The following is a 14,739-nucleotide window of genomic DNA, read 5'->3' as shown; positions in this document are numbered from 1 at the left end:
CCCGGCGCGCCCCGGACACCGTGGTCCCTTCGGCGCCCACCCGTCGTCCCCCAGATCTCAGGGAGAGCCCGCTCATGGCACCGCGCATCCTGCTCGCCCGGCACGGCCAGACCCAGTGGTCGGTCCAGGGCAATCACACCGGCAGGACCGACATCCCGCTGCTCGACTCGGGGCGCGAGGGCGCCAAGCTGCTCGGCGAGCGGCTGCACCGGGCGCCCTGGTCCGGGCTGCCGGACACCGACGTCCGCACCAGCCCGCTGGTACGGGCCTCCGAGACCTGCGAGCTGGCCGGTTTCGGGGACCGGGCGGAGACCTGGGACGCGCTGATGGAGTGGGACTACGGGGACTACGAGGGCCTCACCCCCGCACAGATCAAGGCGGACCGGCCCGACTGGCTGATCTGGCGCGACGGTGTTCCCGGCGGGGAGTCCACCGCCGACATGACGGCCCGCGCGGACGGGGTCGTCGAACGGGTGCGCTCCGGCGAACGCGACGTCCTCGTCTTCGCGCACGGCCACATCCTGCGGTCGCTCGCCGCGCGATGGCTGGGCGAGGACCTGATGTTCGGCGCCCGCGTCCGGCTGGAGCCGACCTCGCTGTCCGTGCTGGGCTGGGCCTACGGGATGCCCGCCGTGGAGCGGTGGAACGACACCGGCCACCTGGAACGCTGAGCGGCCCGCCACCGGGCCGGCCGGCCGCCGCCGTGTTCAGCCCCGGCGCACGGCCCGGTAGCGCTCCAGCAGTCCCGCCACCGCCGTCGCGTCACGGTCGGCGCCCAGCACGCGTACCGTCCCCGACAGCATCCCGCTGATACGGGTGGACCTGACCCGGTCCAGCAGGTCCAGCACCTGGTGCGCCGAGCGGACCGCCTCCTCCGCCGCGCCGGCCCGGGCCAGGTCGCCCGCCAGCTGGGCGCGGTAGAGCGCGAGGTTCCGGGTGAAGTGCGGGTCCTGGAGGGCGGTGGCCCGCCGGCCGTGCCGGGCCGCCCGGGGCCAGTCGCCCAGGGACGACCAGCACTGCGCCTCCAGCAGGTGCATCTCCGCTTCTCGGAAGAAACTCATCCACTCCGGGTCACGCTCGGCGGGCCCCCGGTCGAAGGCGGCCCGGGCTCGTGCGATCGCCCGGTCGCACCCCGTACGGTCCCCGAGCCCGGCCCGGCCGCCCGCCTCGCGCAGGGCGAGCAGGGCCAGCAGCCGGTGCGAGCCGACCGAGCGGGCCGCCCGCTGCCCGGCCTCCGCCGCCCGGACCGCCTCCCTCGGCCGTCCGGCGTCCCGGGCCAGGAACGACGTGTTGCAGAAGGCGTGCGCCTCCAGCGCGTCGTCGCCCGCGACCCGGGCGGTGGCCAGCGCCTCCGCGTAGTACGAGCGCGCGTCGTCGAACCGCCCCGAGTCATGGGCCAGCCAGCCCACCGACAGGGCCAGCTCACCGGCCCCGGAGTGCAGCCGGTCGGCGGTGGCGCGACGGGTGGGCGTACCCGAGTCGAGCAGGGCGTACGCGGCCCGCAGCGGCTGGGCGGCACGCCGGTAGAGCCCGTCGCCGCCGTGCTGGTCGTCCAGGACACGGATCTCGCGGACCGCCTCCTCCACGGAACGCACCTCGGCCTCGCCGGCCCGTCGCTGGGCGGGCAGGACGATCGGGGTACCGGCGGCCCGGCGGGCGCCCGTCCCGATCGACGCGGTCGCCACGCTGGCGGTGCCGCTCGTCATGAACACGCGACGCAGCACGTCGCTCTCCTCGATGTCGCTGGGTACGGAGAGGGCCGGAACCGTGTCCCCGGTCAGGGACCTCCAGGCCGCCGCCGGTACGCGGGTGCGCGCCGAACGTCCGCGCACGCTCTCCCGGTCCAAGAAGCCCAGGTCCCCCAGGGTGGTGCCGGGGAACATGTGCAGGAAGACCCGTTCGTACGCGTAGTTCGGGCAGCGGATCTCGCCGGACTCCACGCGACCGATGTAGCGCGCGTCGCAGGCGACCTGCTCGCCGATCTCGCGGGCGGCCCTGCGGACGGCCGCCGCGAACTCTCCCGCCGAGCGCGCTCCGCGCAACTGGCGGAAGACGAGGTTGGGAACGGCCCGTGACGACACCATGGCGTGGCCCTCTCTGGTGCAGCCGGGCGCATGCCTCAGATGGCCCGGCGGAGCAAGAACGTACCTGGTGTGACGGGCCCTTCACACAGCGTTTCCCCGCAAAGGGGGGCATCTCGGCCGTGATCCGCCATGAACTGCCACCCTTTGCGGCGGCTCGGCACCGTAGCCCTTGACGCGTTCGGCGCGTTGGTCCATGCGGAGACGGGGCGTGGCTCCGTTCGGCGACGACAGGAGGGGTTCCCATGCTTCACCTCGGCACGGAGACCGGCCCATGGACCACGGCGGCCACCTCGAAGGACGCGGGGGCGCAGCCGGCCGTTCCGCCGCACGCGGTATCGGACCCGATCGAGGGGTGCGCCGCGCACCTGTGCGATCTCGTCACCGTCCCCGCCCGGCAGGGGCTGGAGGCCGTGGACATCCTGCGCCGGGGTGCCGACCTGGTCGCGGTCGGGCCGGTACTCCACGACGGAGCCGGGGACACCGTCGGCTTCCTGGTGCCGCCCGGCACCGCCGAGGGCTGGGACGTGCCGGGCAGCGCGTGTACCAGCACCGAGGGCCGGGGGTTGCGCCTCCCCGACGAGGTTCCCGTCTCCGGAACCGGCTGGCTGCTGCCGCCCGCCGAGGACGCCCCGGTCACCGACCCCGCCGCACTGCGGGTCGCACTCGACCAGGCGGCTCGCATGATCGAAGCGGCCGACAACTGCTGCTGAGCCCATAATGTCCAGGTGGGCGGGGTTGTCCCCGGTGTTCTCCTCGCCCCGGCCGGCCCGCGCGACCAGGACGCGAACCGGCCCGACGGGGCGGTGAGGACGGACGGACGTGGCACGTCGAGGAGGGGCGGCGGGGAACGCCAAACCCGGCAAGCGGGCGGACCGCGCCGAGCGGCCGGACCGGGCCGAGCGCTCCGGGCGGTCCGGGCGCGGGCGGGAGGCGCTCACGGCCGCCGTCGACGGCGGCCACGCCGAACTCGCCCCCGACAAGGAGCGCCAGAACGCCTGGACCCTCCTGCTCGACGGCGCCCCGCAGTCCCACGTGGACCTCGACGACCCCACGTACCTCTCCTTCGAGTACCAGCGCAGGATCGGCCACGTCATCGACCTCGCCGCACCCCCCGGGACCCCGCTGCACGTCCTGCACCTGGGCGGCGGCGCCTTCACCCTCGCTCGCTACACCGCCGCCACCCGCCCCCGCTCCACGCAGCAGATCGTCGAGATCGACGCGCCGCTCGTCGCGTTCGTGCGCCGGGAACTTCCGCTCGACCCGCAGGCCCGGGTGCGGGTTCGCGCCCTGGACGCCCGGGAAGGGCTCGGCAAGATACCCGACGGCTGGGCCGACCTCGTGGTCGCCGACGTGTTCGGCGGGGCGCGTACCCCCGCGCACCTGACGACCACCGAGTTCCTCGCCGAGGTGCGCCGGGCGCTGAAGCCGGGCGGGAGTTATGTCGCCAACCTCGCGGACGGCCCGCCGCTGGCCCACCTGCGCGGCCAGATCGCCACCGCCGCCGCGCACTTCCCCGAACTCGCGCTCGCCGCCGACCCCACGGTCTGGCGCGGCCGCCGCTTCGGCAACGCGGTGCTCGTCGCCTCCGACCGGCCCCTCGCCGTCGCCGAACTCACCCGCCGCGTCGCCACCGACCCGCACCCCGGCCGTGTCGAACACGGTCGCGCGCTGGCCGACTTCACGGGCGGGGCGGCGGTCGTCACCGACGCGGGCGCCAAGGCGTCCCCGGCGCCGCCTCCGACGGCGTTCGACTGACTCCGGACATCAGCAGTCGTCCATATGTTGGAACGCCCGTCCAGCATGTGGATCGCCCCTGTCGTGGTGACCAGCGGTCGTGCAGGATGCCCGCCACGACGACAGAGATCCGGAAGGCGTATCTGCTGGCCGTCGAACAGGCTGTACAGCTCCTGGAGTTGGACGAGGTGGCGGACTCCTGGGGGAAGGAGTCCGTACTGCCCGGGATGACGGTGGGCGGGCTGGCGGGTCACCTCGCGAACAGTGTCCTCCAGGTCGAGTGGTTCCTCGCCGGCACGGTGGTCGGCGCCGAACCGGTGTCGGCGGTGCGCTACTACGCCAGGCTCGTCGGCACGGCCGACGTCGGTTCGGCGCTCAACGTCGGCGTGCGCGCCCGGAGCGAGGAGACGGCGAAGGCCGGTCCGGCGGCCGTCGCCGGGCAGGCGCGGGAGGCGCTGGGGCGGCTGGCCCCCCGGGCTGGACGAGGAGCCGGACGACCGGCGCGTGGAGGTGCTCCACCGCCCGGGCGAGGAGATGCTGCTGGACGGCTACCTCCGGACCCGCTGCGTCGAACTGGCCGTCCACCTCGAAGACCTGGCCCTCAGTGTGGACGCCCCCCACCGGGTGCCCGGAGCGGCGCTCGCGATCGCGGTCGACGTGCTGGTCGCCGCCGCCCGCGACCGCCACGGCGACCAGGCGGTGCTGCACGCGCTGGCCCGCCGCGAACGCGACGACGCCGAGGCGCTGCGCGTCCTGTAGGGCGGTGGCGGGCTCGCACGTCACGCCCTACAGCGTGCGGGCTCGCACGTCACGCCCCTGGACGGGCCGGCGAAAGAGGCGTCGCCCACCACCGGGTGCGGGCGGTCGTGGGGAGCCTGTCCGGGCGGTCGTGGGGAGCCTGTCCGGGCCGGGCGGCCGTGGTCCCGCGGGCGCCCGGCCCGGACCGAACACCCGTATCAGCCCGCTCGGTTCACCGCCGAGAGGACCGCCAGCACCGAGGCGGTCAGCACCGAGGTGTCCCGGCCCGCGCCCCAGACCACCCGGCCGCCGACCCGGCACTCCGCGTACGCCATCGCATGACTGTCCATGCCGCCGGTCGTCGCGTGCTGCGTGAAGTCGAGGATCTCCACCTCGTGACCGGCGCCCGCCAGCGCGCGGACGAACGCGGAGAGCGGGCCGTTGCCCGTGCCCTCGTAGTCGCCCGCCGCGAGCCCGCCGCCGTCCGCGGCGCGCAGGGTGCACGCGAACCGGTGTTCCCCCTCGGCGACGACGTCGGTGGTCCACGCCTCCAGCGCCACCGGGCCGTCCTGGCCCGGCGTCAGGTACGTCGCCGTGAACAGCTCCCACAGGTCCTTGCCCGTGGCCTCCAGGCCGCTGTCGTCGGTCGCCCGCTGCACCGTGCGGGAGAAGTCGGCCCGCATCCGGGCGGGCAGGTCCACGCCGTGGGAGCTGTGCAGCAGATGGGCGATCCCGCCCTTGCCGGACTGGCTGTTGACCCGGATGACGGCCTCGTAACCGCGCCCCACGTCCGCCGGGTCGATCGGCAGGTACGGCACGTCCCAGGTCGGTGAGCCGGTGCGCTCGTGGTGCGCGAACCCCTTGCTGATGGCGTCCTGGTGGGTGCCGGAGAACGCGGTGTACACGAGGTCCCCGGCGTACGGGTGGCGAGGCGGCACCGCGAGGCGGTTGCAGTGCTCGACCGTGCGGCGGATCACGTCGATGTCCGAGAAGTCCACCATCGGGTCGACCCCCTGGGCGTGCAGGTTGAGCGCCAGGTTCACCAGATCGACGTTGCCGGTGCGCTCGCCGTTGCCGAAGAGGCAGCCCTCGACCCGCTGCGCGCCCGCCAGTACGGCGAGCTCGGCGCAGGCCACCCCGGTGCCCCGGTCGTGGTGCGGGTGGACGGAGAGGATCACCGCATCCCGGCGGTCCAGGGCCCGGTGCATGTACTCGATCTGGTCGGCGTAGACGTTGGGCGTCGCGATCTCCACCGTGGCCGGCAGGTTGTGGATCACCGGCCGGTCCGGGGACGCGTCCCACAGGGCCGTCAGCCCGTTGCAGACCTCCAGGACGAAGTCCGGTTCGGTCAGCACGAAGACCTCGGGGGAGAACTCGAACCTGATGTCCGTCGCCGGGTGCTGCCCGGCCAGCCGGTCCATCAGCTCCGCCGCCTCCCGCACGGTCGCCCACACCTGCGCGCGGTCCCGGCCGAGGACGATGTCACGCCAGACCGGGGCGGTCGGGATGTAGAGGTGGACCACCGCGCGGTCCATGCCGGCCACCGACTCGAAGGTCCGCGCGATCAGGTCCGGCTTGGCCGGGGTGAAGACGACGGGGGTCACGTCTCCCGGGATCGCGTCGCTCTCCACCAGGTGGCGGACGAAGTCGAAGTCCGTCCGGCTCGCGGACGGGTAGCCGATCTCGATCTCCTTGAACCCCATGGTGACCAGCAGGTCGAACATCCGGCGCTTGCGCTGGGTGTCCATCGGCTCGGCCAGCGCCTGGTTGCCGTCGCGCAGGTCGACCGGCACCCACAGGGGAGCCTTCTCGATCCGCGCGTCGGGCCAGCCGCGGTCCAGGGCGGGGACGCGCACCCGGTCGAAGGCGGACCGGTAGCGGTGCGAGGGCATGTCGCTGGCGCGCTGCGGGTTCCACGCGGGGGAGCCGGCGGGCACCGGGCCGCGCGGCGTACGGAGAGTGGGGAAGCTGTGCATCGTGGGCATCGGGACGGGAGTTCCTTCACGGGTGGCCGGATGCGACCGGCACAGCACGGCACCCCGCGGCGGGGTGCCGGTCGCTTCAGGCCCCGCCGCGGCAACCGAGAAGAAGGAGGCCGCTGAGCGTCATGGCGGTACAGTAGACACAGTTGAAGTCTTCAGACAACCCGACAGGTGAAACGCGTGTCCTCCCTCGGTCCCCTCCGCCCCAGCCCCCTCGTCGACCAGGCCACCGCCCATCTGCGCGAACGGATCACCGGGGGCGAGTGGCCGGTCGGCACGAAGATCCCGGGGGAGACCACCCTCGCGAAGGCGCTCGGCGTCGGTCGTTCCACCGTCCGCGAGGCCGTCCGCACCCTCGCCGCCACCGGGATGCTCCAGTCCCGCCAGGGCGCCGGTATCTTCGTCGTCGCCGACCGCCCGCACGAGGACTGGCCGGCACGGCTGCGCCGGGCCGCGGTCACCGACATCTACGAGGTCCGCATGCTCATCGAGGTGCAGGCCGCCCGGCTCGCCGCCGAACGCCGCGACCAGGACGACGTCTCCGCCCTGGACGCGGCCATGGCCGCCCGGCGGGCCGCGAGCGGCTGGGGCGACGCGGAGTTCGTCGACGCCGACATCGCCCTCCACCGCGCGGTGGTGGCCGCCGCCCACAACCCCGTACTCACCGACCTCTTCGGCGAGTTCGCCCCCGCGCTGCGGCAGGGGCTCATCGACCTGGTCGACTTGCTCGACCTGCGCGCCGAGCACCCCGGCCACGGCGAGGAGACCCACGCGGCGCTCGTCCGTGCCGTCGTGGAGGGCGACGGGGCGGCGGCCGAGCGCCTGACGAGAACCGACCTGGAGGCCACCCTCGCCCTGCTGCGCGGGGCGTAGGGGGCGCCCTCAGCCTCCCGTGCTCTCCTGCCACTCCTGTGCGTACTCGTCGAAGATCACGCGCAGGTGGTGGCCGATCCGTAGGTAGTCCAGATCGTCCAGGTTGGCGAGGGAGACGCGTACCGACCACTCGGGCCCGTCGAAGCCGCCACCGTTGAGCAGCACCACGCCGGTCTGCTCGGCGAGGCGGAACAGCGGGTCCACCGGCTCGTAGTTCTGCTCCAGGAAGTCGGCGAACGCCTTGCCCCGCACCCGCTCGGCCTCCGCGAGCAGGTCCAGCTCGATGTAGTAGGCGGCCCGCTTCGGGTCCTCGGAGACCTTCATGTGCACGCCCTCCAGCAGGAGTTCGAGCCGCTGGCGGACGATGGCACGGATCCGGTGCTTGTACGCCTGCCCCTCGTCCAGCATGTCGAAGAGGGAGAACAGCACCATCATCACCTGCTGGGGCAGCGAGAGCCCGGCGGTGTGGTTCAGCGCCACCTGACGGGAGTCGGCCACCAGCCGGTCGATGAACCGGATCTTCTCCGGTTCGAGCGAGAGCGTCCCGTACCGCCGGTCGAGCCGCTCCTTCCACTCAGGGGAGTGCGCCGCGAGCATCTCGTCGATCACGTTGTCGTCGTGCAGGCCGATCACCCCGAGCCGCCAGCCCGTCGCGCCGTAGTGCTTGGAGTACGAGTACACCAGCAGGGTGTTGCGCGGGAGATCGGCGGCGAGCGAGCGGAAGCCCTCCACGAACGTCCCGTAGACGTCGTCGGTCACCACGATCAGACGCGGGTTCGCGTCCGCCACGATTCCCGCGATCTGGTCGGCCACCCGCTGGGAGAGCGCCAGCGAGGGCGGGTTGCTCGGGTTGACGCAGCAGACCAGCTTCACCGAGGGGTCGGCCAGCTTGGCGACCTCCTCCTCCGGGTACCGCCACTGCCGCACGCCCGTCTCCGTGAAGAGGCTCGCCTCCACCCGCACCACGTCGAAGCCGTACGTGTCGAGCTCGGGGATCTCCAGGTACGGCGTGAACACCGGCACCATCAGGGCGATCCGGTCGCCCTTCGCGAGGATGCCGTTCTTCATCAGCGAGTCGAAGACGTAGCACATCGCGGCCGTGCCGCCCTCGGTGGCGAACAGGCTCAGGGTCTGGTTCTCGGGCGGCCGGTGGTCGAACATCTCGTCGGCCACGTACGCCCGCACGATCCTCTCCGTGTGGTGCAGGATGCGGTCCGGGACCGGGTAGTTGTCGCCGATCGACGAGTCCGCCAACTCGTGGACGAAGGCGTCGGGGTCGAAGCCGAAACGCTTCACCGCGAGCTCGAACGACGCCTGCAGCAGCTCCATCCCCGGCAGGTCCGGATGGGCCCGCGCGAAGGAGGCGAAGCGCTCGGCGCAGCCCTTCTCCTCGGGCATCCCGCCGAGGTTGTCGGCCGTCCAGACGCGCTTGCACTCGGAGAGGGCGAAGTAGCCGAGTGCGTGGTACGCCTCGCGCGGCCCGGTCGCCACCCAGTTCGGGTTCCCCCGGCCCGCGTTGAGCATCACGCGCATCGCCTGCCCCTTCTGGCCGGGCTGGTCGCTCTGCGAGGTCTGGGCGATCTTGATGAACATGTCCTTGAGCTCGAACGGGCTGAGCCGCGCGTACGACCGGATCTCTTCCCGGCTGAGGCTGGTCCTGGGCATGGCGGTGTCCCTTTCCGGGGTCAGTGGTTTCCGGGGTCAGTGGTTGAGGAGGACGATCACGGCGCCCCACACGGTCAGCAGGACGTTCCCGACGGCGTACGGAATCGTGTAACCGAGCGTGGGGATCTGAGACTTCGACGTCTCGTTGATCGCGCCGATCGCCGCCGTGGTGGTCTGGCCGCCGGCCAGTACGCCCATCAGGATCGGGAACTTGATGCGCTGGACGTAGTGCCCGAACAGGAAGCCCACGATCAGCGGGACCACGGTCGCCACCGCGCCGAGCAGCAGCAGGCCCCAGCCGGCGTCGGAGAGACCGCTGGTGAAGCTCGGGCCGGCGTTGATGCCGACGACGGCCACGAACACGCACAGACCCAGGGTGTCCATGAACCACTGGGCGCCGGGTGGAACGTTCCCGTACGTCGGGTACTTGGCGCGGATCCAGCCGAAGACCAGCCCCATGATGAGCCCGCCCCCGGAGGTCGACAGCGAGATCGGGACTCCTCCCGCCGTGAGGGCGGGGATGCCCAGGCAGCCGCCGAGGAAGATGCCGAGGCCGACCCAGACCATGTCCGTGGCGAAACTGGTCGGCACGGGCTTGCCGATCGCTCGACCGGCAGGCCCGACGAGCCGTTCCGGACCGGTCAGGACGAGGGTGTCGCCCCGCTCCACCTGGGTGGTCAGCCGGTAGGGGAACTCCGAACCCGCCCGGTAGAGACGGTCGACGTACACCCCCACCATGAAGGGCTCCCGGCGCAGCTCCTCGATCGTGCGGCCGAGCCGGGCCTTCTCCGAGGCGACGACGTGCAGCGACTCGGTGCGGTAGCCGAGCAGTTCCACGTCGTCGGCCTCCGCGCCGATGTGCGTACGGGCGTCGAACTCCACCAGGTCGTGGCGGAGCGCGCTGAGGGCGACGGTGTCGCCGGTCTCCAGGACCCGCGCCTGCGACTGCTCCAGCACCGTGCCGTCGCGCCGGACCGCGGTGATGTAGATCCGGCGGCCGAACCCCTGCTGCTGCCGCTCGACGTCCTCGACGGTCCGGCCGACGAGGTCGGGACGGTCCACCCGGTAGGCGCGCAGCACCACCTCGTAGTAGCCCTCGCCCTCGTCGGGGCTCTCGTCGGGAGCGTCGAGCTCGGCGGCCAGATCGGCGCTCTCCTTCGCCAGATCGCGGCGGTAGAGACGGGGCAGGACGTTGGCGAGCAGCATCGCGCAGAGGATCGTGCCGAGCGGGTACGTCACCGCGTACCCGACGGCGACCAGGTTCTCCTCGGCCTTCACCTGGGCGGACGACAGCCCAGGCAGCGAGCCGATCGCGTCCTGCGCGACCCCGATGGCCGCCGACTGGGTGAGGGCGCCGCTCATCAGGCCGGCGCCGAGCCCGGGGCCGTACCCGAGCATGTTCGCGAAGAGCCAGGAGATCAGCAGTCCGGACACACAGACGACGACCGCGTTGAGCACCTGCGGCAGCCCGTCCTTGCGCAGGCCGCGGAAGAACTGCGGGCCGACGCGGTAGCCGAGGGCGAACAGGAACATGATGAAGAACAGGTTCTTCAGCGTGTCGTCGATCTGGATCTCGAACTGTGCGCCCAGTACCAGCCCGGCCACCAGGCAGCCGGTGACCACGCCCAGCGCGATGGCGCGGTAGCGCACCTTTCCCAGCAGGAACCCCAGCGCGACCACCAGGAAGACCAGGAGTTCGGGATGGGGCTGGAAGACGTTCCGGTTCAGGAAGTCGATCATTCAGGCCCCCAGGACACCGACGAGGATCGGTCCGGTCAACGGCAGCAGGAAGTTGGAGAGCGTGTACGTGATCGTGTAGCCGAGCAACGGCACCGAGCTCTGCGCCACCTGGGTGACGGCGGTGATCGCGGGCGTCGAGCACTGCTGCCCGGCGATGGCGCCGATCAGCAGCGGTTTCTCGATCTTCAGCAGCTTGCGCCCGACGATCAGGGAGAGCGTCGCGGGCACCAGCACCATGGCGATCCCGGCGAACGGCAGCAGGGCGCCGTACTCCTTCAGCAACGGCCACGCCTGCGGTCCCGCGGCCAGCCCGGTGCAGGCGATGAAGACGGCGAGTCCCATGTCCTTCAGGGTCGTCGCGGCCTGCGGGGGGAACGCGCCGAAGGTCTGCTTGCGCGAGCGGAACCATCCGAAGAGCAGCCCCGAGATCAGGCAGCCGCCGCCCGTGCCGAGCGACAGGGGGATGTCCCCGGCGTAGACGACGACCTGGCCGAGCAGGGAGCCGGCGACGATACCGAGTCCGAGGTAGATGAAGTCGGTGGAGTCGTTCTTGACCACCGCTCCGATCTTCGCCACCACCTTCTTCAGGCCGTTCCGCGCTCCCACCAGGGTGAGGACGTCACCCCGGTAGAGCGTGGTCTCCCCGGTGGCGGGGAGATGCTGGTCGTTGCGGACCACGTCGGTGATGTAGACCCCGTCCTCGCGGAACTCGGGGTGCGTGCGCTCCAGGGCGTCGATGGAGCTGCCGTGCGTCGACTTCTCCGTCACGGCGACCTGGCTGGTGGCGAGAGGGGTGTCCAGCCCCGGAATGGAGGGCGTCTCGGGGCCGATCTCGCGGCCCGCCTCGATGATGGCCGACCGCCGCCCCACGACCTGGACCAGGTCGCTGAGGGTGAGTTCGAGCCCGGAGGAAGGGCTGAGGAGCTTGCTGCCCCGCTTGATGCCCTCGACCGTGACCCGGCCGCCGAGCGCCTGCTCCAGCTCGCCCACGGTGCGCCCGTCGGCGAGCGTCACCAGGTACGTGCGGCCGACCGTGCCGGGCAGGGCCTCCCGTTCGTCGGACTCCAGCCCGGCGGAGCCGCCGCGCATCCGTTCCCAGAGTTCGCGGGAGGCGTCCGCCAGGTTGATGCGCATCAGCATCGGCATGATCTGGCTGGTCAGCAGCACGATGGTGATCAGGCCGAAGAGGTAGCAGACCGTGTAGGCGGTGGCGACGTGCCCTTGGTACCGACTGATCTGGTCGGCGGTCAGGTCGTTGAGCTTGCCGATGGCCTCGGTGGCCGTACCGACGACCGCGGACTCGGTGGCGGCCCCGGCGAGGATGCCGGACGCCGTACCGACGTCCAGGTCGAAGCCCTGGGCCAGCCCGTAGGCGATACCGAGCACGCTGACCAGCTCGATGAGGCAGAGGGCGAAGTAACGCAGGCTGCGGCGGTTCAGGTTGGCGAAGAACTGCGGTCCCGCCATGTAACCGAGGGAGAAGATGAAGAGGGCGAAGAAAATCGTCTTGACGTCCTCGTTGACGCTGACGTGCTGCGTGCCCAGGAGGAGCGAGACGATCAGCGTGCCGCAGATCCCGCCGAGGGTGATCGGACCCACGCGGGCCTTGCCGACCAGGTAGCCGACGGCGAGACAGAGGAAGAGGGCGAGTTCGGGGTGGTCCCGGATGACCCCCATGACGCGTCAGGCCTCGCCGGGGATGAAAGTGACGATGATTGACATAACGGCGAAATTAGCAAGGGTGTGGGTGGAGGGCATGTCGGCCCGCCATGGGTAAAGCGTGTTGCGAAAGTGGCGCCGTCCGCCCGGGAGAGCTTCCGGCCGCTCGCCCGCCCCGGGGCGGGAAGGGTCGCGGAGGCGCGCAGGTGGCCCTGCCGGAGGGGGCGACGGGGGATTCCGGTTGTCCCCCGGTCTCCGGGGCGTCCCGCGCGTGGTGTCCGTGCCCTCGGTGGCCTTCGAGGAAAGAACACGATCGGGCCACAGTCGGCGGCCGGGATTGTTTCCGGCGGGGTCCCTGTTCACTTTTCGGCGGCCTACTTTCGCGCGGGCCGGGTAAAGAACCGGCCACGCGCCGAGGTCCGACGAGGGATGGCGGGTTTCGGTCGATGGAGCCGGGCCGCGCGGGCGAACAGGCTCTCACCTGCGGTGATTCGATGACGGGCCGTCAACGTCCCCGAGACTTCGCCAATTGGCAAGCCCCGTGCGGGACACGGTCTCGTGACTTGCCGGACACGCTCGCGCAACGGAAGCGTCTTCAAGTCTTGACACCCACCCCCTTGAGGCAGCAACCTTCCGTCATCGGCGCATGGGAGCGCTCCCACATCGCACACCCGTTTTGACGTGCGATCGGCACTGCCCGTGCTTCCCCCCAGTACAACCTGGCGCGGCACTCACGGCGCCTGGGTCCCGCAGTGAGTCAACCGCCAGTCACACCCTGGATATAGGAGTAGTGGAATGCGCATCACCCGCAACGTCGCAGGTCGACGCCGTAGAGCCGCGATCGTGGCCACCACTGGCCTGACGGCCACCGCCCTTCTGCTCGCCGGCTGCAGCGACTCGTCTGACGACGACAGCGGCAGCAGCGACGCCGCAGGCGGCAACATCACTCTGACCGTCGCCGACTACGGCCAGTTCGGGTACAAGGAAGCCGGTCTCTTCGCCGAGTACCACAAGCTCCACCCGAACATCACGGTCAAGGAAGACACCACGGCCGAGGAGAAGGTCTACTACCCGAAGCTGCTCCAGCAGCTGAACTCGGGCAGCGGCCTGGCGGACGTCCAGGGTCTGGAGGTCGGCCGCATCAAGGAGCTGACCGACACCAAGGCGGACCAGTTCGCGGACCTGAGCAAGGTCATCGACGCGACCGACTTCGTCTCGTGGAAGGCCAAGCAGGCCACGACCTCCAGCGGTGCGCTCATCGGCGCCGGCACCGACATCGGCCCGATGTCCCTCTGCTACAACACCGACCTCTTCAAGAAGGCCGGTCTGCCGACCGACCGCACCGAGGTCGCCGCTCTGGTCAAGGGTGGCTGGGAGGACTACATCAAGCTGGGCGAGAAGTTCAAGGCGAAGGCGCCTGCGGGCACCTACTTCATGGACTCCGCCAGCGCGATGTTCAACGCCGTCGTCAGCTCCAGCGCGAAGCAGTACTACGACGAGGACGGCAAGGCGATCTACAAGGACAGCCCCGCCGTCCAGCAGGGTTGGGCCCTGGCCGCCGAGGCGGCCTCCAAGAAGCTGACCCAGGGTGTCCCGCAGTTCGGTGACCCGTGGGCCGCCGCGCTCCGCAAGGGCACCATCGCCACCGTCGCCTGCCCGGCGTGGATGGCCGGCCAGATCTCGGTCAACGCCGGTGACGGCAACAAGGGCAAGTGGGACATCACCAGCGCGCCGGGTGGTACCGCCGCCAACTGGGGTGGCTCCTTCCTCGGTGTTCCGAGCTCCGGCAAGCACGTCGACGAGGCCATCAAGCTCGTCGCCTGGCTGACCGCCCCCGAGCAGCAGGCCGCCGTCTTCAAGGCGATCGGTTCCTTCCCGTCCAACACGGGTGCGTACGACCTCCCGGGTGTGAAGGACGCGAAGCTGCCGTACTTCAACGACGCCCCCATCGGTGAGATCTACGCCGGTGAGGCCAAGACCATCCCCGAGGCCGTCCTCGGCCCGAAGGACGCGACCATCAAGGACACCATCTCCACCGAGATCAACAACATGGAGCAGCGCGGCACCGACCCGGACAAGGCCTGGGACACCGCCGTCAAGTCCATCGACAAGGTGATCGGCTGATCCCCGGCGGTGCGGAAGGCCCACAGGCCTCCCGCACCGCCATCGGCGTGCGCCCGCCACCCCGTCCGGGGCGGGCCCGTTCGGGTCACCCGCTTCGGCTTCCGCCTGCTTCGCCCTGACCTCGGGGTCCAGGTCGGTGC

At 71.4% G+C, this 14,739-nt stretch carries 11 protein-coding genes; 6 read left to right on the top strand and 5 right to left on the bottom strand.

Annotated features, from left to right (window positions below):
- Window positions 1-74 precede the first annotated feature (74 nt).
- Window positions 75-671 carry a histidine phosphatase family protein gene (locus tag ACWD3D_RS09195; protein WP_451460275.1) on the top strand — a complete coding sequence of 199 codons (597 nt, stop codon included), beginning with the start codon at window positions 75-77 and terminating at the stop codon, window positions 669-671.
- A gap of 36 nt (window positions 672-707) precedes the next feature.
- Here the strand turns inward: ACWD3D_RS09195 and ACWD3D_RS09190 are convergent, their stop codons facing one another.
- Window positions 708-2,084, bottom strand: coding sequence for a tetratricopeptide repeat protein (locus ACWD3D_RS09190; protein WP_451460274.1), 1,377 nt, complete (start codon window positions 2,082-2,084; stop codon window positions 708-710).
- A gap of 242 nt (window positions 2,085-2,326) precedes the next feature.
- On the opposite strand from ACWD3D_RS09190, the gene ACWD3D_RS09185 reads away from it, so the two are divergent.
- From ACWD3D_RS09185 to ACWD3D_RS09175, 3 genes are all read left to right on the top strand, one after another.
- Complete coding sequence (locus ACWD3D_RS09185) at window positions 2,327-2,794, top strand: hypothetical protein (RefSeq protein ID WP_451460273.1); 468 nt, start codon at window positions 2,327-2,329, stop codon at window positions 2,792-2,794.
- 109 nt (window positions 2,795-2,903) lie between these two features.
- A complete protein-coding gene (locus tag ACWD3D_RS09180) occupies window positions 2,904-3,839 on the top strand; it encodes a spermidine synthase (RefSeq protein WP_451460272.1) in 936 nt (311 codons plus the stop codon).
- A gap of 483 nt (window positions 3,840-4,322) precedes the next feature.
- A complete protein-coding gene (locus ACWD3D_RS09175) occupies window positions 4,323-4,577 on the top strand; it encodes a hypothetical protein (RefSeq protein WP_451460271.1) in 255 nt (84 codons plus the stop codon).
- Window positions 4,578-4,774: 197 nt separating this feature from the next.
- Here the strand turns inward: ACWD3D_RS09175 and ACWD3D_RS09170 are convergent, their stop codons facing one another.
- Window positions 4,775-6,532, bottom strand: coding sequence for a 2-isopropylmalate synthase (locus ACWD3D_RS09170; protein ID WP_451460289.1), 1,758 nt, complete (start codon window positions 6,530-6,532; stop codon window positions 4,775-4,777).
- A 186-nt stretch (window positions 6,533-6,718) separates the two neighbouring features.
- On the opposite strand from ACWD3D_RS09170, the gene ACWD3D_RS09165 reads away from it, so the two are divergent.
- A complete protein-coding gene (locus tag ACWD3D_RS09165) occupies window positions 6,719-7,411 on the top strand; it encodes a FadR/GntR family transcriptional regulator (RefSeq protein ID WP_451460270.1) in 693 nt (230 codons plus the stop codon).
- A 9-nt stretch (window positions 7,412-7,420) separates the two neighbouring features.
- Here ACWD3D_RS09165 and ACWD3D_RS09160 read toward each other — a convergent pair whose 3' ends face one another.
- From ACWD3D_RS09160 to aspT (ACWD3D_RS09150), 3 genes are read right to left on the bottom strand one after another with little or no spacing between them, the layout of a single operon-like run.
- Window positions 7,421-9,076 (bottom strand): bifunctional aspartate transaminase/aspartate 4-decarboxylase, encoded by a 1,656-nt coding sequence (locus tag ACWD3D_RS09160; protein ID WP_451460269.1) that lies wholly within the window; start codon window positions 9,074-9,076, stop codon window positions 7,421-7,423.
- A 36-nt stretch (window positions 9,077-9,112) separates the two neighbouring features.
- The gene (gene aspT / locus ACWD3D_RS09155) at window positions 9,113-10,816 is read right to left on the bottom strand and encodes an aspartate-alanine antiporter (RefSeq protein WP_451460268.1); all 1,704 of its coding nucleotides are present in this window, start codon (window positions 10,814-10,816) and stop codon (window positions 9,113-9,115) included.
- Window positions 10,817-12,493, bottom strand: coding sequence for an aspartate-alanine antiporter (gene aspT / locus ACWD3D_RS09150; protein ID WP_451460267.1), 1,677 nt, complete (start codon window positions 12,491-12,493; stop codon window positions 10,817-10,819).
- 777 nt (window positions 12,494-13,270) lie between these two features.
- Here aspT (ACWD3D_RS09150) and ACWD3D_RS09145 point away from each other — a divergent pair.
- Window positions 13,271-14,599, top strand: a complete 1,329-nt coding sequence (locus ACWD3D_RS09145) for an ABC transporter substrate-binding protein (protein WP_451460266.1) — start codon at window positions 13,271-13,273, stop codon at window positions 14,597-14,599.
- The last annotated feature ends 140 nt before the right edge of the window (window positions 14,600-14,739 follow it).

It is taken from the genome of Streptomyces sp. NPDC002690 (genome assembly GCF_053592415.1).
This window is presented reverse-complemented; position numbering and strand designations above follow the sequence as displayed.

Bases quoted from the DNA above. Each gene is read 5' to 3' on its own strand.
- aspT (WP_451460268.1), bottom strand. From the start codon at position 10,816: ATGATCGACTTCCTGAACCGGAACGTCTTCCAGCCCCATCCCGAACTC.
- ACWD3D_RS09195 (WP_451460275.1), top strand. From the start codon at position 75: ATGGCACCGCGCATCCTGCTCGCCCGGCACGGCCAGACCCAGTGGTCG.
- ACWD3D_RS09170 (WP_451460289.1), bottom strand. From the start codon at position 6,532: ATGCACAGCTTCCCCACTCTCCGTACGCCGCGCGGCCCGGTGCCCGCC.
- aspT (WP_451460267.1), bottom strand. From the start codon at position 12,493: ATGGGGGTCATCCGGGACCACCCCGAACTCGCCCTCTTCCTCTGTCTC.
- ACWD3D_RS09185 (WP_451460273.1), top strand. From the start codon at position 2,327: ATGCTTCACCTCGGCACGGAGACCGGCCCATGGACCACGGCGGCCACC.
- ACWD3D_RS09190 (WP_451460274.1), bottom strand. From the start codon at position 2,084: ATGGTGTCGTCACGGGCCGTTCCCAACCTCGTCTTCCGCCAGTTGCGC.
- ACWD3D_RS09145 (WP_451460266.1), top strand. From the start codon at position 13,271: ATGCGCATCACCCGCAACGTCGCAGGTCGACGCCGTAGAGCCGCGATC.
- ACWD3D_RS09160 (WP_451460269.1), bottom strand. From the start codon at position 9,076: ATGCCCAGGACCAGCCTCAGCCGGGAAGAGATCCGGTCGTACGCGCGG.